The 26,156-nt window shown below is 37.7% G+C and carries 26 protein-coding genes and 1 pseudogene; 2 read left to right on the forward strand and 25 right to left on the reverse strand.

Features of this window, described 5'->3' with window-relative positions; genetic code table 11:
• Positions 1-909 precede the first annotated feature (909 nt).
• The 19 genes and pseudogenes from EKM66_RS06590 to EKM66_RS06680 all read right to left on the reverse strand — a co-directional run.
• Positions 910-1,125, reverse strand: a pseudogene (locus EKM66_RS06590) (2,3-bisphosphoglycerate-dependent phosphoglycerate mutase); the annotation flags it as partial.
• Between the two features lie 8 nt (positions 1,126-1,133).
• The gene (locus tag EKM66_RS06595) at positions 1,134-2,594 is read right to left on the reverse strand and encodes an ATP-binding protein (protein WP_225426570.1); all 1,461 of its coding nucleotides are present in this window, start codon (positions 2,592-2,594) and stop codon (positions 1,134-1,136) included.
• 714 nt (positions 2,595-3,308) lie between these two features.
• Positions 3,309-3,998 (reverse strand): 2,3-diphosphoglycerate-dependent phosphoglycerate mutase, encoded by a 690-nt coding sequence (locus EKM66_RS06600; protein WP_125762844.1) that lies wholly within the window; start codon positions 3,996-3,998, stop codon positions 3,309-3,311.
• Between the two features lie 98 nt (positions 3,999-4,096).
• Complete coding sequence (locus EKM66_RS06605; protein ID WP_125762846.1) at positions 4,097-5,545, reverse strand: hypothetical protein; 1,449 nt, start codon at positions 5,543-5,545, stop codon at positions 4,097-4,099.
• Positions 5,546-5,602: 57 nt separating this feature from the next.
• Entirely contained in the window at positions 5,603-6,655 is a 1,053-nt protein-coding gene (locus EKM66_RS06610; protein WP_125762848.1) for an AI-2E family transporter, read from the reverse strand.
• Positions 6,656-6,666: 11 nt separating this feature from the next.
• Positions 6,667-7,467: a YdcF family protein gene (locus tag EKM66_RS06615; RefSeq protein WP_125762850.1), complete on the reverse strand. Its 801-nt coding sequence runs from the start codon at positions 7,465-7,467 to the stop codon at positions 6,667-6,669.
• Between the two features lie 19 nt (positions 7,468-7,486).
• Positions 7,487-8,899: a hypothetical protein gene (locus EKM66_RS06620; RefSeq protein ID WP_125762852.1), complete on the reverse strand. Its 1,413-nt coding sequence runs from the start codon at positions 8,897-8,899 to the stop codon at positions 7,487-7,489.
• 496 nt (positions 8,900-9,395) lie between these two features.
• Complete coding sequence (locus tag EKM66_RS06625; RefSeq protein WP_125762854.1) at positions 9,396-10,349, reverse strand: peptidoglycan recognition protein family protein; 954 nt, start codon at positions 10,347-10,349, stop codon at positions 9,396-9,398.
• Positions 10,350-10,453: 104 nt separating this feature from the next.
• Positions 10,454-10,945, reverse strand: coding sequence for a sigma-70 RNA polymerase sigma factor region 4 domain-containing protein (locus EKM66_RS06630; protein ID WP_125762856.1), 492 nt, complete (start codon positions 10,943-10,945; stop codon positions 10,454-10,456).
• 171 nt (positions 10,946-11,116) lie between these two features.
• A complete protein-coding gene (locus tag EKM66_RS06635) occupies positions 11,117-11,890 on the reverse strand; it encodes a hypothetical protein (protein WP_125762858.1) in 774 nt (257 codons plus the stop codon).
• 45 nt (positions 11,891-11,935) lie between these two features.
• The gene (locus tag EKM66_RS12860) at positions 11,936-13,711 is read right to left on the reverse strand and encodes a glycoside hydrolase family 73 protein (RefSeq protein WP_125762860.1); all 1,776 of its coding nucleotides are present in this window, start codon (positions 13,709-13,711) and stop codon (positions 11,936-11,938) included.
• Between the two features lie 195 nt (positions 13,712-13,906).
• Positions 13,907-14,146 carry a hypothetical protein gene (locus tag EKM66_RS06645; RefSeq protein ID WP_125762862.1) on the reverse strand — a complete coding sequence of 80 codons (240 nt, stop codon included), beginning with the start codon at positions 14,144-14,146 and terminating at the stop codon, positions 13,907-13,909.
• 81 nt (positions 14,147-14,227) lie between these two features.
• Positions 14,228-14,653: a protein-export chaperone SecB gene (locus EKM66_RS06650; protein WP_125762864.1), complete on the reverse strand. Its 426-nt coding sequence runs from the start codon at positions 14,651-14,653 to the stop codon at positions 14,228-14,230.
• A gap of 24 nt (positions 14,654-14,677) precedes the next feature.
• Positions 14,678-15,013, reverse strand: a complete 336-nt coding sequence (locus tag EKM66_RS06655; RefSeq protein WP_125762866.1) for a hypothetical protein — start codon at positions 15,011-15,013, stop codon at positions 14,678-14,680.
• A 22-nt stretch (positions 15,014-15,035) separates the two neighbouring features.
• Positions 15,036-15,578 (reverse strand): hypothetical protein, encoded by a 543-nt coding sequence (locus EKM66_RS06660; RefSeq protein WP_125762868.1) that lies wholly within the window; start codon positions 15,576-15,578, stop codon positions 15,036-15,038.
• 286 nt (positions 15,579-15,864) lie between these two features.
• Positions 15,865-16,875: an SLAP domain-containing protein gene (locus tag EKM66_RS06665; protein WP_125762870.1), complete on the reverse strand. Its 1,011-nt coding sequence runs from the start codon at positions 16,873-16,875 to the stop codon at positions 15,865-15,867.
• A gap of 155 nt (positions 16,876-17,030) precedes the next feature.
• Positions 17,031-18,557 carry a hypothetical protein gene (locus tag EKM66_RS06670; RefSeq protein ID WP_125762871.1) on the reverse strand — a complete coding sequence of 509 codons (1,527 nt, stop codon included), beginning with the start codon at positions 18,555-18,557 and terminating at the stop codon, positions 17,031-17,033.
• Positions 18,558-18,900: 343 nt separating this feature from the next.
• Positions 18,901-19,131, reverse strand: a complete 231-nt coding sequence (locus EKM66_RS06675) for a DUF2922 domain-containing protein (protein WP_125762873.1) — start codon at positions 19,129-19,131, stop codon at positions 18,901-18,903.
• Positions 19,132-19,322: 191 nt separating this feature from the next.
• The gene (locus tag EKM66_RS06680) at positions 19,323-19,529 is read right to left on the reverse strand and encodes a hypothetical protein (protein ID WP_125762875.1); all 207 of its coding nucleotides are present in this window, start codon (positions 19,527-19,529) and stop codon (positions 19,323-19,325) included.
• 169 nt (positions 19,530-19,698) lie between these two features.
• On the opposite strand from EKM66_RS06680, the gene EKM66_RS06685 reads away from it, so the two are divergent.
• Positions 19,699-20,583, forward strand: a complete 885-nt coding sequence (locus EKM66_RS06685) for an outer membrane protein assembly factor BamD (protein WP_125762877.1) — start codon at positions 19,699-19,701, stop codon at positions 20,581-20,583.
• 223 nt (positions 20,584-20,806) lie between these two features.
• Here EKM66_RS06685 and EKM66_RS12545 read toward each other — a convergent pair whose 3' ends face one another.
• Complete coding sequence (locus EKM66_RS12545; protein ID WP_164505073.1) at positions 20,807-20,962, reverse strand: hypothetical protein; 156 nt, start codon at positions 20,960-20,962, stop codon at positions 20,807-20,809.
• 382 nt (positions 20,963-21,344) lie between these two features.
• Here EKM66_RS12545 and EKM66_RS06690 point away from each other — a divergent pair, with 382 nt between their 5' ends.
• Complete coding sequence (locus EKM66_RS06690) at positions 21,345-22,889, forward strand: SLAP domain-containing protein (protein ID WP_164505074.1); 1,545 nt, start codon at positions 21,345-21,347, stop codon at positions 22,887-22,889.
• 161 nt (positions 22,890-23,050) lie between these two features.
• On the opposite strand, the gene EKM66_RS06695 is transcribed toward EKM66_RS06690, so the two are convergent.
• The 5 genes from EKM66_RS06695 to EKM66_RS06715 form a co-directional block, all read right to left on the reverse strand.
• Entirely contained in the window at positions 23,051-23,296 is a 246-nt protein-coding gene (locus EKM66_RS06695) for a hypothetical protein (RefSeq protein ID WP_125762881.1), read from the reverse strand.
• Positions 23,286-23,489, reverse strand: coding sequence for a hypothetical protein (locus tag EKM66_RS06700; protein ID WP_125762883.1), 204 nt, complete (start codon positions 23,487-23,489; stop codon positions 23,286-23,288). Before EKM66_RS06700 ends, EKM66_RS06695 begins: the two co-directional genes overlap by 11 nt.
• Complete coding sequence (locus tag EKM66_RS06705) at positions 23,476-23,673, reverse strand: hypothetical protein (protein ID WP_125762885.1); 198 nt, start codon at positions 23,671-23,673, stop codon at positions 23,476-23,478. The genes EKM66_RS06700 and EKM66_RS06705 overlap by 14 nt, the downstream gene beginning before the upstream one ends.
• A 21-nt stretch (positions 23,674-23,694) precedes the next feature.
• Positions 23,695-24,225 (reverse strand): hypothetical protein, encoded by a 531-nt coding sequence (locus tag EKM66_RS06710; protein WP_125762887.1) that lies wholly within the window; start codon positions 24,223-24,225, stop codon positions 23,695-23,697.
• Positions 24,226-24,430: 205 nt separating this feature from the next.
• Positions 24,431-25,924, reverse strand: coding sequence for an APC family permease (locus EKM66_RS06715; RefSeq protein ID WP_125762889.1), 1,494 nt, complete (start codon positions 25,922-25,924; stop codon positions 24,431-24,433).
• Between the last annotated feature and the right edge of the window lie 232 nt (positions 25,925-26,156).

Consider the following 26,156-nt stretch of genomic DNA (forward strand, 5'->3'; position numbering starts at 1 on the left):
TGGCACCACGGTGATACTGTGTTAAAGTAGATATGCTCATAGTAAATGTCTTCTTTCATGGTCTGTTTAGTCACTACCATTGTAAAACATTTACTATGGGTATTTTTTTTTGATTAGGTGTTCGGATTAATTTTACAATTCACGAATTCAATAATTTTTCCTCTTTAAATATTTCGTTTTAAAATAAGTTAGAATCATTGGATTCTCTTCTTTATTAAATTACGAAACCAAATTAAAAAAGGCCTCACATAATGTGAGGTTAAAGTGCTTCATAATTGTTAGATATAATCTAACGACTTTAGGAACGCTTTTTCACGACCAAATACTCTTCAGAGTTCAAAGGTAAATTTTTTAATCAAGCTATAAAAACTTATGTACTCATTAAGTCCCTACCTGATGCTTGATGAATCTTCTGCATTTTTTGTTCATTTCCTACTATTCTGTCTGAATCTTTCTTCAGTCCCCATATTCCGAGTGCAACTAGTGCGCCAAGAATTACATCAATGATATGACCAGCTGGTTTACCTTCTTGCTTTGCCTTGTAAATGTAGTAACCTACACCTCCTACAATTTAGTAATCACTAGACATTATTAAAGTAGCAAATATAGCCTGTTCTTGAAAATACATATATCATGCACAATTACATGTACTTTTACGTACACTTTGACATCCCTCCCTACAAAAAATGTGGTACTTGATGAGCAACATCAAGTACCACATTTATAATATATACTTATTACTTCATTCAAATCAGTGCCCATTTAGTGACCAATTAGCGCCCGATAGAGTCTTTTTGGTCAAAAAAAATAAGACTACACAACAAAGTGCAGTCCTATTTAAAAAGGAATACGGTCGCCAAGACGACCCCATAAGTAACTCTAATCGGCAAAGCCGTTAAGAGTCACTAATTAGTTCAATTTTTTCTTACTTACAACTTGTAATTTGTCATCCAAGTCATATACAACTGGCTCACCAGTAGCCATTTCAACATCCATGATGTCAGCATCACTGATATTTTCAATGTATTTTGTAAGAGCACGTAGTGAGTTACCGTGGGCAGCGATGATTACGTTCTTGCCATCTAGAAGTTTTGGAGCAATTTCATCTTCCCAGAATGGAATTACATTAAAAACTACTTTATTAACCTATAATATTGGTTTGGAGATGTCGGAGCTGAGGCAACTCTTTCAAGAATTCCCATTTTGGATAGATGATTTAATGCATTTCTAGCGGAACTTATGCTATATCCATCAACCACCTCATACAGTTCACGAGTACGAACGCTATTGTGATCATATGCAAGTCCAACTGCTGCTTTTTCAATAAAGTTTAACTTTTGCCAATCTTTTCCAATTTTTGATTCCAAATCATCATTTTTTCTAAATGAACGCATAATAATGTTATTTTTTAAAATCAAATTAACGCTGTTTGTATCCACTTCATAAATAGGATCATCCAAAAAGAACTCATTCATATCTTTATAAATACGATCCACACCTTCACCGAATTCACGTACCCAACCAAAATCGGTTAACGCTCGTGCAATATATGGATTTCTAGAATAGTGTGTTCTTCTGATGTTTTCAGGTGTAACTACCGCTGGCAAACTACCTGGACTATGAATTTCTAATCGATCATCAAACATCAATACTCTGATATCATCACCCGTGTAATTATATCCACGATGTGTGACTGCATTAACAATTCCTTCAAGCCACGCTCCTTTAGGATATTCTGGAACATCAATAAATTTGCCTAATTTAGTGTCTAAACTAGAAAATGTCCTCAATTGAGCTTCCAAAATATCGCTTGCTTGTTGTAACATTTTATCTAATGGCCCCTCAATTCTAATTTGTTTAACAATATTCATGTCGGAACCAGTTTTTGCTTCCAGACCCTCATATCGAATAAACCTAATTCTTGCCCCAGGAATAAAAGCAGTCGGATATTTAGAAAGTAATAATACTCCAGCTACTGTCAGTCGATAATATATTTGATTATTTTTATCTCTAATTCGTTTTGCTAGTCCCTTAGGAAAAAGCAAGTCCCAAAGATTATCTCCATCAAATCCATACAACTTTTTATATTTATCAACAGTTTCTGGGTCAAGATCATCTAGAATTGCTTCATCGACAGCTTGACTTTCATATGCTCTAATTCCCTTATCAAATTCCAAATTCTTACGTTCTTCAAATGTGACACGATGAGTCTCGTCACCCAATCTAAGATATACTTCATCCCTTTTATTCATATACAATTTATCGTCAGTTGGTCGAACTGTTAGCAACCATATTTCATCAGAAATCCCCTGAATATTGACTATATGCTTAACATTCTTTTCTATCTCTAATGTCGGTACCACTCGTTGAGAACCGATCTGAAGAATATCATTTTTCTTTTGAGACGAAAGTAAATCAACTCCCTCATACCTTCTGTCTTTAATACCTAATGCAACCGTTCCACCATCGGCATTAGCAAATGCTATCAAAATATTAGCAAGTTTATTTAAATCATATGAAGCACTCTTTCGATCGAAAGTTTTGCCTTCTGGAATATTTAATAAATCTTTTTCTTCATACCTAGGAATATTCAATTGTGCACCTCTTTTTATAAAAAAATAATCCTATTAAACTTTGTATAGTTTGTCTTAACTTCACAAAATTACTCTTAACTCCGTAAAACCACCTTTATCTCCACAAGGCCACTCCCGGCTCCGTAAAACTTCCTTTAACTCCACAAAGCTACTTTCAGCTCTGTAAAAATTCTCTTAGCTCTACAAAGCTACTTTCAGCTTCGTAAAAATCCCTTTAGCTTTACAAAACTACTTTCAGCTCCGTAAAACTCCTTTTAACTCCACAAAGCTACTTTCAGCTCTGTAAAAATTCTCTTAGCTCTACAAAACTACTTTCAACTCCGTAAAACTCCTTTTAGCTCTACAAAACTACTTTCAACTCCGTAAAACTCCTTTTAGCTCTACAAAACTACTTTCAGCTCCGTAAAACTCCTTTTAGCTCTACAAAACTACTTTCAACTCCGTAAAACTCCTTTTAACTCTACAAAACTACTTTCAACTCCGTAAAACTCCTTTTAGCTCCGTAAAACTCCTTTTAGTTTTTAACACATTCCATTATATCAGCTTTACTACAAGCAGCAATTCAAATAACATATTTTCAAAAATAGCAAAAAAATACGACCTACACACATTGTGCGGTCGTATTTTATATCTAACTAATCAAGGAGTACGGTCTCTAAAGTCGACACCATACCATAAGTAACTCTAAGTGACAAAGTCACCAAGTGTTACTAATTAGTTTAACTTCTTCTTACTTACAACTTGTAACTTGTCATCCAAGTCATATACAACTGGCTCACCAGTAGCCATTTCAACATCCATGATGTCAGCATCACTGATATTTTCAATGTATTTTGTAAGAGCACGTAGTGAGTTACCGTGGGCAGCGATGATTACGTTCTTGCCATCTAGAAGTTTTGGAGCAATTTCATCTTCCCAGAATGGAATTACACGTTCCAAAGTAACCTTAAGGTTTTCACCACCAGGAATAATCTTTGGATCCAAGTTAGCGTAACGACGGTCTTTAGCAGCTGAACCTTCGTCAGTAGCTTTCAATAATGGTGGCAATGTATCGTATGAACGTCTCCAGATATGAACTTGTTCATCACCATATTTTTCAGCTGTTTCAGCTTTGTTTAATCCTTGAAGTGCACCATAGTGACGTTCGTTAAGTCTCCATGTCTTTGTTTCAGGAATCCATAGTTGGTCACAGCCTTCAAGTGCGTAGTGCAATGTCTTAATAGCACGTGTTAGTACTGAAGTATATGCTTGATCGAATTGGATGCCTTCTTCTTTAAGAAGTTTACCAGCGTTTTGTGCTTGCTTTACACCTTCATCACTAAGGTCAACATCAACCCAACCAGTAAATTGGTTAGATAAGTTCCATTGACTTTGTCCGTGACGAATGAAAACTAATTTTGCCATTTCAAAATCCTCTTTTCATTTCTTATACAACAATACATTTTACACGATAATGGCAATAAAAAAAAGCCAGTTTCATGTAAACTGACTCATTAAATACATTATTGTTTGTATACAGGAGTTTCAACGTCACTCAATGTTGAAATGTCCATCTTGATCTTAGAATTTGTATTCAAGTAACTATTAACTTTGTCTGTGCCAGCGAATACAGCTGTAACTTGATCCTTGCCACTGACCAAATCAGTGATGACCTTAGCGTTTTGATCTTGTGTCATAACGATTGGGATAACTTCGAAGCCTTTATCACGTAATGACAATAACTTCTTATAATATGCGGAATCAACTGATAAAAAGATTGTAGCTTGAACTTGGCGCAACGCTTGATTCTTCAACCACCAGATAATCAATTCTTCATCCGTTGCAAAGGTACTGATCAAAACATTACCTTGTGTGAACAATTGAATATATGGATCATCGTTGGTATAGCTCTTGATCAAGACCAAGGTACCATCTTGGCGATAAAAGTTCTCACGAACGACCTTATTAGGATCATGGTGATCGTAGAATTGAGTTGCGGAGATAACTCCATTAACATCGAAGATATCACGACTCAACAACTTACCACCACTGTAGTGACGAATAACTTGTAATTGTTGGTTAGAAGTACGTGATACTTCCATGATCAAGTTGTCATCAGCATCAAGAATCTTGTCAGTCTTATCACTAATATGTTGAATACGGTATGATTCTTCGAATGGGATTTCGGCAGGTGTAGCCACCATATTCATCGAACGTCCTTGCAAATCATTGTACATACTCAACAAGTATGAGTTAGGGTCGACCCAACCGGCATTTTGATAATTAGTCCATGTTTGGTTGACCTGATCATCGTAAGCAACTGAAATAGCGTTAGCCATCAAGTTATTATTGGCCAATGTCATAGTAATCTGTTGCCAAAGCTTGCTTACATTATCTTCTGGATTAGGATCCAATTGGTCAGTAAAAATGAAGTAATTGCGGTTTGGATCAAGATAGATTTCATTAGCCATCTCATCAGTGTCGTACCACTTTCTCAACAGACCATTGATCTTTGTGATACGCTCAGTTGCAGCGTCACGCTCATCTTTTTGATCACTGCTGACACTGCGCAGAACATGATTGCAGTATCCACGGTCAGCCAACAACTCATGACGCAATTGAGCTTTTAGAGACTCGCTTTGAGCCAAAGTATTCTCCAAACTATCTTGAGTATATTTCCAGTCTTGTGTATCATCAGCTTCTGGAACTGGCTGCTCTTCGTAGTAGTTGCCATTGACCTCTGGTCCATTATTATCTACGCCGTAGCTTTGATATTGTTGATCCATTGGTTGCTGTTGCTGGTAACTTTGATCAGGCTGTGATTGTTGATTATAATCGTAATTCATTTGTGGTTGCTGTTGATTTTGAGGATCTTGAAAAGAATCTACATTAAAGTTAGGTTGATTTGCGGACATATTTGAATAATCGTTTGATTGATTATCGTCCTTCTTTTTTCTATCAAAAAATGACATACACCTATTCTCCCATCTTACTCAGTTATCCCTATTATATATGACTGCAATACTTTTTTATCGAAATTTCTTCAAACTTAACTTCTTCTTAGATTCATTCTTTTGAATCGAATGTACCCCGAGAATATCCAAGAAGAAAACAAAGATTGGAATACCGATAATCAAGCCCCATGTACCGATAAGCTCCTCGGAAACAATCAAAATAACAAACGTAAAGAAGATTGGCAAATGTGTCATACTCGACATAAATTGCGGGTTCAAGAAGTATGTTTCAATCATATGAATAATAATTATCATAATTATAATATAGACTACATACCTAATTCCACCCACAGAATATCCGATGAAACTTAATGGAATCAGTGAAATAATCACACCTGCGACAGGTATCAGTGACAATATGAAGACCATCACAGCAAGTGCGATGACACTTGGCATCTTCATGAACAGCAACGTGATGGTTGTCAAAGCTGTATTAACAACTGCAATCATCAACTGTGCCTCAATAACGACTCCAAATGTATTAACGAACTTCTGTCCATAATAACGAAGATCATCAAACAACCAACCATAACTACTGTCTAAGAATTGACGACCAAAGACATTCATCTGCTCAACCTGACTAGTATAGAAGAAACTCAACAGGAACGACAAGAAAATATTCAATCCCATTGCGCCAACACTAGAGATATAATTGACTGCTTGTGCAACTGCCGTCTTGATCTGTGCATCAAGATTGATCTGTTGCAAATAATCATATACTGCCGTTAGATAAATATTCGACTTCATATCATCACTCTGATAGAACTTCTGCAATGAAGTGAACATCTTCCCCGTCTGACTAACTATCTGTGGAACATAGTTTGCCACGGCAAATACCAATCCGGCAATTATCAGTAGATATACCGGTACGATCACCCAAACAGGCTTAACTTTTGGAAACCTTTTTTGGACGGATCTAACTAATTGAACTGACAAAAAAGTAAACGTGAACGTCAGCAAGAACAAGCTCATCATGCTGCGCAACAAGTAAAATAATCCAATTACAGCTATAAGCAATACGAATCGTCGTAATCGCTTATTAGCCACGAATTTATCATATGAAATCATGCGACACTCCCTTAATCAAATACGCTAAACAATAACACTACGATAATAAATATTACCGACATAACGGTGTACCTATAATACCAAACTATTGCCGTAAACTCACGAAACATTGCTGGACAGCGAAGGATCGGTATTGTTCTTGCAGGCAGATAGCCAACAGATATCCCTAGATTCTTAATATAACGCATCGTTCTAGGAATATGGAACTCACTTGTAATAATCGTTACTCGTGGAACATGCTTGCCACGCCAGTTCTTCTTCAAGACAATTGATGAATATTCGAGATTCTGCATCGTGTTCAAAGATCTATTCTCCAGAATTATCTTCGACTCCGGAATCCCATGTTCAATCAAATAATCCTTCATCAATCCTGCTTCAGTTAGCGGAAGTTGTGAGCTATGCCCACCGCTGACGATGATCTGAGGATAATCCTTCAAACGGTGATATGTGGCAATCGTTGTATCCAACCTATCCTGCATAACCGGCGGAACACGCTTAGTCATGAAACTGGTCCCAAGCACCAGCAGATAATCAGCTCCTTGCACCTTGGCTCGTCTCAAAAAATAATAAACATAGAAAATGTAACCTAACAAAATCATCAGTAATACCAAATCAATTGAAAAAATCGTGATGACATAATAACGAATTATCAATGGTGCATGACAATCCAATAAATGAACAAATATGATCGTCATCATAATTACCATACTGCTAGTCGTCAAAACTGGATGGCGGCTGAACATATAACGTGTACGAAAAATCAAAAATAACTCTATCAATCCTATGAATATAGCTAATAATATATATTTCATAAGAATTCCCCCCAATGAACTAATTCAAAGTGAATTTTAATTCTGGGACCTTGAGCGAGACACCATTGACCAAAGTCCAAGTGACCGTCGTCGAATCCTTATCTGGTTGTTTCAACAGAAACAGACGATTATTCAGCATACCATAAATCAAGAACTTCCCCTGATTCGTCGTGATAGTCGGTCCGCCTTCCTTATAAGTAGCGGGTGTAACTAAGAACAAGTACTGCATCAATGGTTGACTCTTACCATCAATATCAACACCTTGATAATCGGTCGGAACCTGATCAGTTCCATATTTACCACCGAAGTCGACTGCTATACTACCAAGCTTCTTATCATTATTGTCAGAAATAGCCGCTGCTAATTGCATGAAGTCAGCGTTCGATGACACTGGTTTCTTCTTATATTCTTGATAATAATTGTAAGTCTGATTAATATCATTCTTCAAAAGTGTCTGCGGAGTATCCGAAGTCGTTAACAAATTACCATTGGTATTCGTCTGACCAGATTGCTTGCGAACTGTGAAGTCCGAGCTGAACAAGTAGACCTGCCCATTGTCATTCTCAATTCGAGTTCTCGCACGGTCGATTTGATTGCCAGTTGCCTTAGAATTGACCTTCAAATTAACGCTCTTTGGTAAGAGATGATCTTGATTCTGACCATGGAAGTAATACTGAATCGTCAAGAAGTTCTTCGGCATCAAATAAACCTTGCCATACAGACTCTGAACTTGACCAGATTCTACTGTTGTTGCCATAACGACCTTGCTATCCGTCTTATCAGTAGCTGGCTGAGCAGCGTGCTCCGTCATCGTCATCTGGTAAGTTCCGTTAGCATTAACTGTCAAATTACCATCAGTCCGACGGTAATCTATAATAGTAGAAAAATTAAAATTACCAGTTAAATTAGAGTTTTTCAACGGAGTAGCATCATGATTAATGTTGACGATGTGATCCGGCATTGATTCGACCGAAATATTCTGTGACTTCGACTTGTTGACTGTTGCTGACTTCTTATCAGTCTTGGTAATGTAGCCAAACTTGTACGTCTGACCTTGATATTGAACGTAGTACCCCTTCATATGCCGGCCATAAACGTTTTCTTTGTATGGCTTAAGCAACTTAAACACAACCTTGTTACTAGCATTGATAGTTATGGTCTTACCATTTCTATCTAGCTGATAACTCGGGTTGGCATTATTATTGTTCATCCGGTTGATTCCGACACTATCGCCGAGTGACAAAATATCCTTGACTTCAGCTTTGTTATTCTTCAAAAACTTGATTGAAATAACGTCTGCCTCTCCCTGATCTTGGAACATGTACCAAGTCTTCGTTGTTTCTACAACTTGGGCATTATCTTTTTTGCCACAACCTGAAATTACGATAAAAAGAAATAAAATCCCCAATACTGTTAAAAATTTTTTTCTCATCGATATTCTCCTACTTATATACACTTCAATTATACAACGTGTGATTATTTTTTAGGAAAAGATTGCTGGAATTTTGGGTTGGCATTTACTACGGTACTCCGGGAGAGAAAAAATATTGCCTGTCGTGTGGACCGGCTCGAGTCACGGTCTCTCACCTCGACTTTAAGCTTTGCATAAACCGCAAATCTTAAAGCTCGTCCTGTGGCTTCGCCACATTCACGGCGGGTTACTTTTTTCTCTCCCTCCGTCTTTTTTTATACTTTCACTTTTATAGCAAAATAAGGCACAACTACAATTTGACTTAGTAGTTGTACCTTATTTCATTAGTAGATAAATTGTATTCAAATATGTATAAATTCAAACTAAGAAGTAAATTAGCCGGAGATAGAAAGTGAATGAGCCAGAGTGGTAAGTGAGGTTTCAGACCGCACTTCGGCTGAAATCGTTCCCCACAGTAGGTTCAATCACTTTCTATCGTAGGCGGCAAAGCAAAAACCTACTTAGTAATATATTGATCGGATACCCACTCTGTTGTAGCAACACGATAGTAAGTATGACCACCGTAATCCTTAGTCTTATCTGTATACCAAGGAGTGTTGTTTGATAAAGCACGGTTCTTAACTTCTGAAGCTGAACCATCACTGTTGAACGTTACTAATGGAACATATGCACCACCAGCATTGTTAACTTTAATCGTGTTGTTGTTATTATTATTTGTATTACCAGTATTATTGTTGTCTCCACCACCGTTAGTTACAGAACCATCGGCTTTAAGACTGTTATAGTATTGACCAATCAAATCATAGAATTGATCCATGCTGTAACCCCAAGCTGCGAAGTAACCAACTGGGTCAGTGTGGTTTGTGTCACCATATCTTTGTGATACATCGTTGTGTGATAGAACTGTTGTACCAGGTGTGAATGGCAAGTTGTATTGTAGTAGTTTACTTGCGATGTAATATGCATCATTTGAAACTGAGCGAGCAAATGCATCAGTTGTACTTACTTCACATAATTCGATTTGAATGTATTTACCGTTAGCTGTTGGACCAGCACCCCAGACACCATAGTCAGTACTGTGAATGTTGATGATTTCGTTGTTATCAACGAAGGCATGAACATATGAGTATATATTTGGCCACTCACGGTTGAAATATGTAACTTCATTTCTAGCAGTAGCGCCTGGTGTGGCTGTTTCGTGAACTACGACACCTTCCGGCTTCCCTACACCGTTGTCATAGCCGAACCATTTGTTAAATGTACCTTGTTCGTATTGAATAGATACAGGTTTGATATTGTTGTTATTAATGTAGTCATTGATTGCTGAAGCAGCTTTAACATTTTGTTGGATTGCGAGTTGAGGGACTACCTGCCCTACAGTCATGAATCCAGCACCAGTCAAAGCAACAGTTGTTGCTACACTAGCCATTAATTTCTTTTTTGATACCATAATAAATATTTCCTTCCCGCCGTTAATTTTCTTAACCCTTAAATTATAACAAGATTTTTCATAAATTAATTGAAAGTAACATATCTGTAACCAGATAGTAACCTTTACACCGTTATGTTCAAGCGTAATTTAGCCAAAAGCCTATTGCGATGGTACCTGAGGTTACGTGTACTGCATTCATAACGCCGTGCTAATATTGATAAGGAATTATTATTAATGAAATGTTCCTGAAATATTAAGGATTCAATCTCCGATAATCCTTGTAAATCAAGGCATTCTAGCTGGTTATTAGCTTCCTGCTCAATAATTGAGAAATCGAATTCATCAAATGAATGGATCTCGGAGAATCTCAAATCTTGCCGCAATAAATCTGTCATTCTCCACTTTAATTTTTGATAAATATGGACATCAAATCCAGTCTCATCGTTATACTCATTCATAAAATCGACAAAGCTGTGTGCAAATATGATGACTGCTTCTTGAAAATAATCATCGTAATCAAAACGTGTCTGATAGATGTTAACTCTCTTCAAAACACCATGGATCAATCGCTTATTTACGATTGCCTTATTGAATCCTTCTTCTAAAGTTGCCAAATACAAGTCCTCATTAATACGATACTCATAAGCGCTTATGGCAAGGATTAATATAACAATTCTAGAATTGCATTGTTAGTTGCCAAATCGTCATACGAGTGTTCATTAAATAAGGCTATTGATCGAACTATAAATATAAAGAGTCGATTGTACCAGCGTTTGCCATCTAACTTAGCAAAGTAATTTTAATCGCATAGTTTTTTGAACATAGACGATTCTGGTCTGCTTACTTTCAATTTCATTCCTAGTCATCACTTCTAATAAGAAGTTTCGTAACTGATCCAACCTAATATGAATTTCACTCCATTCTTTAGGCGGTGCATCATGAAACATACAACCGCACACCTTCCTATCATTCAGAAATTGAGTAACATTAGAACAAACCCTCACTTCTAGATTTGCTCTAAGCATCCACACTCTAATAGCTTTGACCTGTGCTTCACTTATTACACACACGTCGTGGACCCTGTCATTTAGATTGCCTCGTGGAAAGTCCATTTCAACAACTGAATTATATTCAAGCTTGAATCTTGCCCTCATTCCTACTTGCTGACAGTCCAATATCCGATGAATCCCAATCCAATCAGTACAATTACGACTCCCACCACTCATAGGCATGTATGAGACACTTCCAAAGACCATTGGGATATTACGCTTCATATGATAAGCCTCAGCCATGAACTTCGTCAGCATGAACCCAGCATAATTAACCTTATGAAATTCATTCATCAATTGCTTTGTCGTCTTGTCCACAAAGAAAACACCAAATTCATCATGTATGACAATAGAGTTACCCGTAATTATTCTTTGCTTAGAACTAATATCCAGTAATGCAATTATATTATTATCTACTGCAAAATTTTCTTTTTTGTACATCATGTTAATACCAGTACCAAGCAAAAAATCCGTCGATAGAATTTGATTGTTAAATTTGTTTAAGTTCATAAGTCCCCTTCCGGAACGAAAAAAGGAAGACGCCTAAGCGTCTTCCTAATTTGAAGTATATATGCAATATTTCCCGTTGACCCAGCCAGATGATACTCTGTACCATGTCTGTCCATCAACTATTTGTTGCGATGTTACTTGCCATGTCGTACCGTCAGCCAGTCGAGTTCCTGTGAACTTATTGTTTGCGGCTGGGCTGTTATATACGTTAACTCCATAGCCTGGAATATAGTTAATTTTTACGGATCCCGAGACTGTCTTAACGTAATTTGATCCTTTAACTTGAACATCATTAGCACTGACCCATTGGCCTGTAGCTACTCGATACCAAATAGTACCATCTGAATGAGTCGACTTCTTATCGATTTTCCAGTCAGTATTATTGAGCAGACTTACAGCTAGTGCTTGATGCTTATCGTTATAAACTTTAGCACTTGGTGTTGCCGTAACATGAATAATATCAGGATATGACACGATATTATCATTCTTATAATCTTCATCTGTCTTCTCAGATTTCAACTCTACATCACTAGCAGCTATATAAGAATTTGTACCAACAAAATAAAACTTTTCATTATTACTATTTGTAACGTACTTCGTTGTGATCCATTCTGATTGATAAGGAAGGATACGTCCCGTTGCAGTTGATTTATCAGCTGAACTATATACTTGAGCACCTGTTCCTTTAATAACAATTGCTGTATCAGAAATAGACACCGGCGGATTCGTCGTTGTGCTTGTCTCTTGAGACTTCAATTGTACATCTGAAGCTTTAACATACTCAGTCGAGCTGACCTTGTAATATACTTGGCCATCAGAAGTAACCACCTTGGCAGTAACTACCCAAGGAGTATTATAACCGAGCGCACGATTGGCCGGCTTATTTGCGTCTGCATATAAATACACTCTGGCGCTGTTCTTATTAGTAACTGTAGCAACGTCGTTCATCTTGGTTACAGTTCCGTTGACTTGTTGTTCGTTCGTATTATCACCTGAATTATTGTCAGAGGCTCCACCGGTAGATGCATCACCGTCATATTGAGTCAGATTATAAGATTCAATAATTCCGTTGAGAACTGATGCATATGTTGGTGCCGTGGCATATCTTCCTTGAAGCCAAGCTGTGGCATCCTTATATGACGAACAATTTTCTTTCCATGTACCACTGTAATATGAAGAATTCCAAGAAACACCGTTACGGAGCTTGTTTCCATTATCAGCAAATGATTCATAGTAGCTAGGATACTTAGCAAAGTTGGCATATATAGAATACCAACCTTGAGCAGCACTCCACTCAGACGTAGGCATCGATACATAGGCACCGTTGTAGCTTCCTTTGATACCGAATAAGTTATGTGCTTCGGTAGCAAGCGTCGATTGACCCCAGCCACTTTCAAGAATGGCCTGAGCTAACATAACAGAAGTATACAATTTGTATTGTGAAGCAGCCTTTTGAGCCATTGGTACAGCTTCAGCTAAGAAAGCCTGTTGTTGAGAACTTGTAACAGCAGCCGTGGTAGTGGCTTGTGTTAATGCTGTGGCAGCACTACGTTCCAACACACTCGTACCAGTAGTGTTGGGATCACTCTTAGCAGATTCAATTGCATCAGCAGTGGAATCATTAAGAGGTGCACCCTCAGTATCCATTACACTAGCAACACTAGTATCTTTTGCACTCGAATTATCGTTAGTTTGATCCTTCGTATCATCGTTGTCATCGTTACTCGTTACGGCGGCATGTACGTGCGCCGTATTGGAAGAAATACCTATTGCAGCAAGAACACTAGCTACAGCGGTAGAAGCGACCCATTTTTTGTTCATAATCGTACTCCCCCTAGAAGTCGCAGGAAAATCCCACTACTCTATCTTAATCATACATCTATGCAACTAGATTACTATGGGATGAAATTATCTTCAATTAAATATTAAGAAATATCGGATTTTTTAATATTTTTAACTAATTTGTAACATTTTTACAGAAAAAAAGACAGACTTATCCAAGTCTGTCATCACAAATTAATCTGTCATTTGAATAAAGTCGACATATTCAGCTTCGATCCATTCACCATCTTTGGCGATACGATAAAATACCTTACCATCATCACCAGTACCCTTTTCGTCAGTGTACCAAGTTGACTCGCCTTTGACGAATCTATCTTGAAGCATCTTACGGTTCATTTCATATGTATCGAACAAAAATACAACGTAGCGACTATTTTGATTTACTTTAACAATACCATTAACTTTTTCAAGCATCGAAAATACCACCTTTTAGATATTCTGTATTAATTATACCCTAATTGGGGAAAAAAACAGACTTGCTTATGCAAGTCTTAATTACTTATTACTATTTTTACCAAACTTTTTCCATAACTCAGTGGTATTAATCGTTGGCAATAAAATCGTACTACTAGAATCTAATCCTGTAATCATTGATACAATACTTCTTGCATACGGATACAAAATTGCTGTTCCATTCACAAATAAAGCTGCTGCAATATCATCAGTATTCTTTGCAGAAAGGGATTCATTTATATTAAATTGACCTTGAATTTTTACCTTGACCCCAAAATTATTTTCTTCCCGTTTTAACGAGATATCAACGGTTAAGGTTGCTTTACTTTTATCATCATTTAATCCCACCGATGGAATATAATTAAATCCTGAATCATAACTACTCAATATATCCACATCTCGAGTATATTCCAAATTTTTTATTGAATAACCTTTGAATTCAATGATTGGCGTGTTACCTTCAGTCATTTTTAAATCTCCTAATTGTTTAATTTAACATAAATTCATATTAACATAAAAAAAAGAAGCATTTTCATGCTTCTCACTTATTGTAATATTTTCTTTATCATTAGTATCAAAGTCATTATTATTGTTTCCAGTTTCAACCATGCTATCAGCGACTTCACTAACATCGATTTTTGAAATCTTAATTTCATTATACGAATCAGCAATTACGAAATAGTCATCATTTTCAAATAGTGGATCGTCCAATATTTCATGACGGGATCCATCTGGTGAAACAAACGCTGATTTTTTATTAGCTGGTGAAGCCGTAACTGGTAATCCATATTTTTTGGCTGCTTCCAAAATTTGATTTTTATCATACATAGGTTCCACCTCCACATCAGTATTATACGTGTTCTAACTCCAACGTGTCAAAATTTATTAAACTTGGTTCAAGAATGTTAACTTGAATTTCTTGAGGAACAAAATCAAGTTCTGTAATTTTTAACCTATTATTAGGAACCTTAAAGGCACAAAAGCATGCCTTGTATCCTGCACTCCTGCAAAGTAGTTCAATCAGCTTTGATCTTTGAACATTAGCTTCTTCTCCTGGGTGACTATTAAGATACTTAACATCCTCATCTGAATATCCATAATCTAAGTTTGCACTTTTAATATATTTTTTAAATTCAACGAATTCATTCGCGCCAGATAAACTGGAAAGATTCAATATATATTTACTATCAATATTCATTAAAAACTTCAGTACGGCTGAATCAGATTTAAATTTAGACCTTGCCCACCATTTTGCAGCATCAGGATCTTCCATGAAAAAGTAAACACCATTTCCTAACCAATGACCTGGTCTTTCATGATAAATGAATTTACGCTCATTCTTTATTTTATTAGCTATTTCATAAGACGTTCCATGATATGCATTAAATTCCATCAACTTGTTCCTTCTAATTTGGATACTATTATTTTATCACACGTACTAATGAATTTATCTTCAATAAAATTATATCGTACATATGTTCGATTATCAAAAATCTACGAGGATAAACCATATCCAGAATCTGATGGCAACACAAGTGAAAAGACAAATTCTTAGATTAATAACAAAACTCTATTATTTAACCTAAAGCCATTAACTCATCAGCCTCAAAGAGGTTTGATGGGTTATTTATTTGTAATTTTTTAAAAAAAAGAACCGCCATTGGCGGTTCTAAAATAAACTATTCAACATCACTAGCCTTAACCCATTCGTAGGTAGCAACCTTGTACATCTTAACGCCATTGATTGTAGCCATCTTGAATACGGCCCATGGTGTGTGTCCACCAAGTGCACGGCCCTTGATGAGCGCACCATCAATTGTGTAGAGATTTGTAGGAGCATCCGAAATAGTTGTTACAGCAACTCTATCAGCCTTTTGGATATCTTTTGCTGAACTGATATTGTCATCTGTATCCGGGTTAGTATTTGTATCAGTACCTGTATTCACATCGTTACCTGTGATAGTGGCATCTGATGCTTTAACGAACTCATTTGTAGCTACACGATAATAAGTTACTCCATTAAGAACCAACTTACGGTCGATTGCCCATTTAGTATTAGCACCCAAGGCACGAGCCTTAATCAAATTACCTGCCTTATCATAGATAGGAGCACCTGTACTACCTGTTGTAGCGATACCTGTGTACTTAGTTACAGTACCAGCGGCAGAAGGTTGTACAAGTACGATTCTGTCATAAGTACCATTTCCGTTAGGATCAACTATAGTAATCGAGCTGTCAGAAGCATTCTTCAATTCATAACCAGCAGGAATGCTATTCAATTTAACTGATGCACCCAATTCTCCAGTTACAGCTTCAGTACCAACTGATTTTTGTGCGGTATTGTCAAAATAACTGACATTAGCAGTAATTTTCTTAACTGCATCTGACTTAACAACATCATAGCGCAGACTTGGTCCCATTTGAGCCATCAATGTTACTGATGTAGTATTGCTAGCTAATACATAGCCATCAGGAATATGTTTCAAAGTCTTAGTAGTACCAACACTACCACTTACAACTTCGGTTCCAACTGGCTTCTTAGTAACTTGGTCAACATAGTTTACAGTAACACTCTTTTGAGCAACTGTAGTTGTGGCTGTTCCATCAGCTTGAACAACAACTGGCGTTACAACTGAACCCAAGATCATACCAGAAAAAAGAATCCCACTTACAATCATTGATTTCTTCATATAGCTTACCTCCAAAAAATAATATTTGAATCCAGTATCAACATAATATTTTCTACATATGAATTCAATAATATTGGGTAATACTTAATCAAAATTTAGAGTAATTGAGCATAAAAAAAGACTCGCATAAGCGAGTCTTAATCAGTAATATTTAATTACTTGAAGTTAACACCTGTACCAGAAACAACCCATTCTGTAGTTGAAACTTTGTAGTATGTGTTACCTGAAGCATCTTTAGCAGTTTGTGAAACGATCCAGCTTGAGTCACCGGCAAGGGCACGTTTAGCTTCTGAACCATCTTTTGTGTATAGTCTGTATACGAATGATGCAGGACCGTCAAGACTTACAGTACCATTAACTTTAGTAAAGTCTGATAATGCACCAGTGTTGTCAGTTGATGTGCCGTCACTGAATGTAACGTCGTTAGCATCAACCCATTCGCCAGTTGCAACACGGTATTGTTTGTTACCGAATTGGTCTGTACGAACAGCGTTTGTCTTCCAACCTGAGTTAGCTGAAAGTGCACGGTTCTTGATAGTACCGTTATCATTGTTCTTCAATGTGTAGTAATCTGAGTCACCCTTTGTTGTAACAACACCAGCAACCTTAGTTGTTGTCCATGCTGAAACATCGTTTGAAACGTTGATTGCACGAACAAATGTAATTGTTTGTGGATCTGTTGATGTCTTAGCATTCAATGTAAAGTCATAACCAGCTGATGCTTGTTTGCCATTTACAAAGATTGTGTAACCTGTTGGGTTTGATTGATATGCATCAATGAACTTAGCTAAAGCTGAGTTATCAGTAGCTGTAAATGTGATACGTTGGTAATATGTACCAGCAGTAGCAAATTTACCATCAACGATATCTTTACCGTTAGCTTGATCTACAACACTTGTTGTTGCGTTGTTGTTGATAGCAGCAGCGTATGTGTAGAAGTATTTGTTGCTCAATGACTTAGCCTTTGTAGCAACTGAATCACCGTTTTGGTCAACTAGTGACAATGCAGCATTGTCAGTTAATTGTGTAGCAGCAACTTTAGAGTCTTTAGCAACTGAGATAGGAGTTGTGAACTTAGCATTAACTGACTTAAGTTCGTTCTTCTTAGGGTTAGCTAATTTGAAGCTTACCTTATCATTTGCATAGTCACCATTCAATGCAACGTATGAATAGTATACAGTGAATGTTGTTGTATCACTATCAGAAGCATCGATAGCTGTCTTCAATTGGTCAGCACCTAAAGTAACTGTAGAAGCGTCGTATGTTTTACCATCAACAGTAGCAGTTACGTATACATCCTTAACTTTTCTAGCAGCATCTGTACTTGTTTGTTCTCTTTCAATAGCAGCATAAGCAGCTTCAGCAACTGGGTTAGCAACTAATTTTTTTGAAACAGCACCGTTCTTGAATTGATCGAATGTTGTAGCATTTTGTGAACCTAAGTGAAGGTCAGCGTTTGTTGCGCCTTCTAAGTTGATTGACTTAATGTTAGCAAATTGACCATCAAAAGCTGATTTAGCGGCTGTAAAGTCGTCTTGGTCTGGTTCGTTTACTGTAGCAGTTGCTTCTGTAGCAGTTGCTTCTGTAGAAGTAGCAGCTTGTGAAACAACAGGAGCAGCGATAGGTGCAACAGTTAGAAGTGTTGCAGCAGCGATTCCTGCGTATTTAATAGATTTTTTCAATGTTAATCCTCCCCTGGACTACAAGAATTTATTTTTTAATTTGTTCAGTGGGCTATCCCACTGACAATCATTATATGAAACTCCGGCTTAGTAATCAACTATTAATTGGAAAACGCTGACTTTTGTAACAATTCTGTATTATTAATAACATTGCTGTAATATTTCAAATACATAATTGTTACGAAGAAAGTGCACTCAAATAATTGTCTCCTACAAAAGAGCCTACGTATATAATAGTCGAAATAGACGATAGGCTCAAGTCATATCCATGAATTAATTTGTTTTTCCGCAAAATTAACGCAAAAAAGCCTGTGACTATTAATCACAGGCTTGAGTGTTTTATTTAAATGGCCAGATCTTGTTTAAAAAGACCTGTTTCAATACGTTCCACATATTTGGCAGCAACCACTTCTGAATAAAGTTGGACGCTGTTCTTTTCAAATAACTTACTAGCGATAATCGCATCCATGGCCTTTCTAACTGTGGGTGCATCGAGGTCTTCACGCACATAGTTGAATACTAAGTCCTTTTTATGGCCTTCTGCTGTTTTGAATGTTAGTTGTAGTTTCTTCATATATAATATCCCCTTTTTTGTGTCTTTGATTTTTGGTGGTGTCATTGCGTACTTAGTTTGTGGTTCTGAAACGCGTTTACAACAGGCAACACCCTGCGCTTACTACGCTTAAGAACTGCACCGACTCTGTCGGCACTGTCCTTAACCTAGGTAATGCTCAGGTGTTCCCGCCTGTTGACACGCTCTGGTTCCTAATCATTCAGATAATCAGTATGTTGTACAACTTCAGCTTTAAGGAATGTATCTCCATTAGATAGCATTACCAATACTTCTGACAACTTGTCGATTTGTTCTGTTGTTGGTTCTTTGATCACGTTTTGGAATCCTCGGATTGCTTTTCCGTCTTTGTAATTCTCGTTTGCCATTGTCATGTTAATAGATGTTTTGTTCCAACTCATTTTTGAGTACCTCATTTATTTTTTATTCGTAAGAACTCATCGGCCGTCTTAAGTTGCTTACATATACAGTAACGATTGGAAATGGCAAAAGCGGAAATACTTTTTCAATTTATTTTTGTTAATTTTTCGAACATGATATAATCCAACTAGATGTCCAAGGAGGAATTCTATGAAAAAAGCACTAGCACTACTCGCAACAACCGCTGTTGGTATCCTACTTGTTGGTTGCAGCAATGGTTCATCATCTGCATCTTCATCAAACAGCGACAATGAATACAATACTGAAATGTCAAAGGGTAACAAGGCTGTCGATCAAGAAAAATACGAAACGGCTGCTGACCACTTTGAATCAGCCAATGAAGCTAAAAATACAAAAAAATCCAAATCATCAAAGATTCAAGCTGAGAACTTATCAGAAGCTAAGGAATCAATGAACGACTTGGAATTCACAGAAGCTAAAAAGGAACTGACAACTGTTAAGAACCGCACTAATGGTAATAGCAAGATGGTCAGTCACGCCAAAGAACTATTGAAGCAAGTTGAAACTATCACTAGAAAACGTAGTGATTACAAGGCTGATATCAGAAATGCCAAGGAAATGATTGCTTCTAATAGTAATGACCAAGCTAGATCACTTCTCGAACAAGTTACTAACACTAGTGGTATCAAGGGCAAGTATTACAAGGACTTATATAAGAAGGCTAAGAAGTTATTGGACAAGTTACCAGCTGCTTCAGTTACTGCTGACAACAATACTGATACTAATAATAGTAGTGATAACCAAACAGATAACTCAGAAGCAAGTGATTCCAATAATTCATCATCTGATGATAGTAGCAATCCTGCTGCTAAGGGTGACTTCGATGTTGAATCCAAAGAAGTTGGTGGTAAGACTATCACTGATTCCGATATTGCCAAGGCCAGACAAGATCTAACTGACCAAGGTGTTAAGAACGTAGCTGCATGGAGTGATAATGATATCGTCCGTGCAATCAAGAACGCTGCTAAAGATGGCCGTACAACTATTAAGGCTTCTGACGCACAGGTTCAATAGTAAATAATCTCTATTCATAGAAAAAGGACTCTGAATGAAATTTCAATTTCATTCAGAGTCCTTTTTGGTTCTCACTATGGCAGAGATATTCCGATACATCCTAAACGTTCCCACTATGGTAGGGATACTCCAAAAAATTATAATAGTTCTCACTGTGGTAGAGATACTCCAGTTAGTACTTTGCACTTACAATATAACTTATCAAACAGACTATATACAATATTTAATCTTTTTCATCTTCTTCTATTAACTCATGTCCCTTAAAGCCACCTTTAGCAAGCTGTTCATCCCCACGCTTGATTTTTGCCATCAATTCAGGATTAGACATAATCTTGAGAGTTTCAATTAAAGAACTATCTTCATCTTTTTGCTCAGTCAAAATTTCCACCTCAACTATTTATTTGCACCTGCATAGTACCTGCATTGACTACTCAATTCAAATAAATTAACTTATCATTCAAAAAAAGGAGAAAATCAATAATCTAGTTGGCAGTGAGGGTGGCGTTAGAACTTTAGTCCTTACACCACGGAATGCCTTTGGAAATTTGCCGACCTTCGCAAAGTTTCAAAGCAAGCCTTGAGACCGCACTCCAGGCTCAAGGTGTTTCCCACAGCCAACTGGATTATTGCTTTTCGGAAACAACAAACACAAAACATTAAAGATTCGCATAAGAAATATCAGATTAATTGTTTAACTTCTCCGAGGGTAATATGCTGAGAGTATAAATTATCATGCGATAACTATGGGGAGGATTAAACCTATGAAGAAGAATTCTGTACTCATTGGTACAGCTGCCGCAATCTTGCTTGCCCCTGCTGTGCTGAATAATATTTCTCAGACTAACGTTAATGCTGCCACGAACTTGGTCGGAGTTGTTAAACGTGGTGGCGGTGCTCTGTACACCGATGGCGCAACATACGCCAATCGAACACTGCCTAATTTCACATCTTGGAAGTTGGGCAAATCCAAAGTTATCAATGGCATTACCTATTATAGAGTGGCGACTAACGAATGGATCTCATCCCAAGGCATCGAGATAAAGGGTGGCAGTACAACTACCCCAACTACTAATATCGTCAAAACTCCTGGTTACATTGGAGCTATTCGTAAAAGTGGTGCCACTGCATATGACAACAACGGTAATTTAACAACTAATTCTTTCAGCAGCAACACTGCTTGGAAGTTGGATGCTAAAAAAGTTGTTAACGGAATTACTTACTATCGTGTCGCTACTAATCAGTGGTTAAAGGCTGATTCAATGGACGTAAAAGATGCTACTGGCAAGTTGACCAACCCAATTAATACTGCAACCTCAAATGTCACAAAGACACCTGGTTATATAGGAACAATTAACTCAAATAATGGTGCATATGGTACATCTGCTGCAGATGACAACGGCAATTCCAATGGTATTTTTTACAGTACTGGAACTAGTTGGAAGCTCACCGGTATTAAGCTGTTCAGTGGTCAGGCATACTACCGAATTGCCACCAATCAATGGCTTCTTGGTAGCGCAATGACTATTCGAGATGGTAACGGCGGTATTGTTGGCAATCAAAGTACTCCAGTTCCCAATTCAACTGGCTTAGTTGAACTATACGCAGAGATTTACAATGGCAACGGAAGTCCGACCGGCTATGTATTGCCACAAGGAACAGAATGGAAACTTGGTAGTGTCAAAACTATTAATGGTAAGCAATTCTACAAAGTGGCGACCGACGAATATATTTTGACAAGTTCCGTCAAAATTCTTACAACTGGCAGTTCTACACCAGAAACAGTGCTATATTCCGGTCAATCGCTCGACAACAATTCGATATTATACAACACAGAAACCAATACCCTATCGACCGATACTAACCCTAAAGGAACTGACTACAACATCTTGGCTATCGTCAGAAACAAGCAAGGCGAATATTGGTTCAAAATCGCACCGAATACTTGGATCAAGGGACTTGGATTCATGGATGATAGTGTCTATTCATACACGACCCAAGAACCCGAGTTTGCTTTGACTGCGACAAACCATGTTTATGAAGACCCATCCGCCGCCAAAATCGGTACTGTAACTAACGGCTCAACTCACTTCTTCGATGAATCGACTGGACAATATCAGACAGCGCCCGTTGCCGAAGGCACAAGTTGGCAAGTATATACCATTGTCAGGAATTCCAATGGCGATTACTTCTTTAAAGTTGGTAAGACAGAATGGCTCAATCTTAGACACTTAAGTCTTAATTTCAATATTCATACTGCCAGAGTACTTGAGCGACCCAATTTTGGAATTACTGGTCTGACAAAATAGTTTTTCCTAAAAGGCTTACATTTCATCCGAAAATGGGTGTATAATAGTAGTTGATAGAATAACTACTTTATTTAGAGATATTACAAGATACTCCCTGATATATCGGACGACCCATTTCATGTTTTGGGCCGTCTTTTTTGTACACAAAAACCACCTTGACGTTATTTGTCTTGGTGGTTTTTTTTTGGCTTTGTATTTGTGGTTGGTTCATCGTAGTAGGATAGGTCGAATCTTGGGTCTTCATACGAATATGCTCCATTTGGTAAAACCATATATACCCTTTTCCCCTCTTTATCGTAGATAGGTGGAACAACTTCCATTCCCATTTTCCTGGCAATCTTTCTGAACTTTTCCCTGTTGAAATTAGACTTACCGTAATTTTTAGAGTACTCTATTCTATTGTTCATTTTCTCTTTTTACTTTCTCATTCGTCTTGTCTTCATCATAGTATGAAAGATCAAACCTTGGATCTACACAACTATATGTGCCATCAGTATAAACCATTGTGACTTTACGACCATCTTTGTCATAAACAGCAGGTATTAATTTTACCCCTGCACGTTCCGCAGCAGCAAAAAGTTCTTCTCTATCTATTTTCATCTTTTCTCTCTTTACCCGGCTTATCCTCATCGAAAAAAGATAAATCAAACCTTGGGTCCACGTACGAATAAGATCCATCACCTAAAATTGCCGAAACATGTTTCCCATTTTTATCCACAATTCCTGGTACAAAATCAACACCTGCATCCCTTGCAGCTTTGTATAGTCTTTCCTTATCAGTCATAATAATACCTCCTATTATTTATCAAATATAGTTAATAATTAATTTTTGTATTTCTATTATATTAAAATCAATTGCAACAAGTTGACGCTCTTTAATTTCGAGTCCTAAGCTTTTTATGTTTTCAAATTCATCCGTATAAGGAACTTCAAAAGAAAATATACAGCACTTCACATTAGAATACTTATAAAACGTCTGCAACCAAAGTGCCCTAGTCTCCCTCATAGAACTTTTATCCGAAGTACTATTAAGCTTCATCGTCAGATGATGAGATTCAGAATTAAGAAACTCATTGAACTTACGCATCCCTGTCAAAGTATCAAGATCCAACAGGTCGTCCTCATCAACTTCCAATTCATATTCCAGAACGGCGCGCTTAACATCCCTATCCTGTCCCTGACCTGCCCACCAAACTGCGGCGTCATAATCATTAACGAAGAAATACACTCCTTGTCCCAACCAATGATCTGGTCGTTGCTGAAACACAAAGTTGCCATCACCGATGATGGACTTGGCCTTACTTGCGGTAGTTCCGTGGTAGATTTTAATTTTCAAAGTTCTTGCTCCACTCTTTTAATTGGTAGTTTGTATCAACATGGAGTTAGAACTACATATTGTGTAGCAAGTATAACAGCATTGCATCATGCTATACCATCTATTGAGGTATTTAAATATTTATAACTATCATTGTACAAAAATAGGCCAACTTCACATTCCAGTGAGGTTGACCTTTTTGATTTCAATTATTTAAACAGTAACCTTAATCTTCTGCGACTTCATCTTTTTCATCTTTAACTACTTTACTCGCAGACTCATTTTCCTTAGTTTTCTTACCAAGAAATGAGTGATTCATACCATAGGCAAAGTAGATCACCAAACCAATGGCGAACCAGATACCAGCGTATAACTTAGCTTCATAATCCAAGCCCCAGAATACGAACAGTGAGCCTAGGAAAGCAAGTGCTGGCATAACTGGATAAAATGGCATCTTGAATGCTGGGACTGGCAAGTCCTTACCTTCACGTCTACGCAAGGCATAGATTCCAAGTGAAACGAACATGAAGGCAATTAATGTCCCTGCTGAAATCAATTGAGCCAAGAATGCGAATGGACAAAGAGCTCCGATAACAATACCGATAAATGTCAATGTGAACAGTGCATGATTAGGGAGATTCTTCTTGTTCAACTTACCTAACCAGCTTGGCAACATTCCGTCACGTCCGAATGAATAGATCAAACGTGATCCGGCAAGCATCATACCAATCAATGCCGTAAACATACCAACAACGGCAACAGCTTGAATGGTACTAGCAACAACTGGGTGTCCTGCCTGGCGCAAAGCCCAACCAACAGGTTCGGCGTTATTAGCATAGTCAGAATATTTGAACATTCCAACGAGAACTAAGGCAACGGCAACGAACAAGACAACAGCAATGGCTAGTGATCCAAGAATACCACGAGGCATTGTCTTACCAGGATTCTTAGCCTCGGCAGAATTTGCAGCAATCGAATCAAACCCGATATAAGATAGGAAGATCATCGATACACCTGCATAAATCCCTTTCCAGCCACCAAAGGCTGTACCATCAGCATTGACATGATATTTGGGAATGAATGGGAAATAGTTTTGAATATGAATGGCTGTTAAACCAACAACAATAAATGCCAGAACGGCTAGAACTTTTAAAACAACTAGAACATTTTCAACTTTGGCGGCACCTGAAACACCACGTGATAGCAACAAGGCAACAGCTGCCAGAACAATCACGGCAACAATATCAAGCACACCCCCGTTGACACCCATAGTGTTGGAAATGGCATTCGGGAACTTGATACCTAGTGGTAACAGCAATCCTCTAAAGTTGGCGGATAGCCCTGACGCGACAAAGGCAACAGCAATGAAATACTCAGCCAATAACGCCCAACCGGCTACCCAACCGAAGAACTCACCGAACATTACGTTGATCCACGAATACGCAGACCCCGCAAACGGCATGGTTGCGGCCATTTCTGCATATGCAAAAGCAACTAAACCAGCAACGATAGCAGCAACTAAGAATGAAATTGCCACCGCTGGACCGGCATGTTGTGCGGCCACAACTCCGGGTAATGTAAAGATTGACGTTGAAACGATTGTTCCAACTCCTAAAGCCAAGAAGTCCTTAACAGTTAAAACACGGACTAGATGTGAATCCTTATCTTCATAAATACTCGGATCTTCCTTCAATGTTAATCGTTTAAAAAAACCACTCATATATTTTCCTCCTAAAACTTTCCTAAATGAGTTGCACAAAACAACTTCTTCCGTCTACTACGCTTAATCAAGCGACACTCTGTGCCACTTGATTAACCTAGGTAGTACTCAGAAGTTCTCGTTTTGTTCCACTCTCTTCATAAAACGAGCTACACAAGCCAGATTCCTGCGCCTGCTACGATTAGTGACTTCACCACTCCGTGGCAAATTCTCTAATCTAGGCAGTGCTCAG

The sequence above is a fragment of the Companilactobacillus hulinensis genome (assembly GCF_003946555.1).
In the GTDB taxonomy this organism is placed as follows: domain Bacteria; phylum Bacillota; class Bacilli; order Lactobacillales; family Lactobacillaceae; genus Companilactobacillus; species Companilactobacillus hulinensis.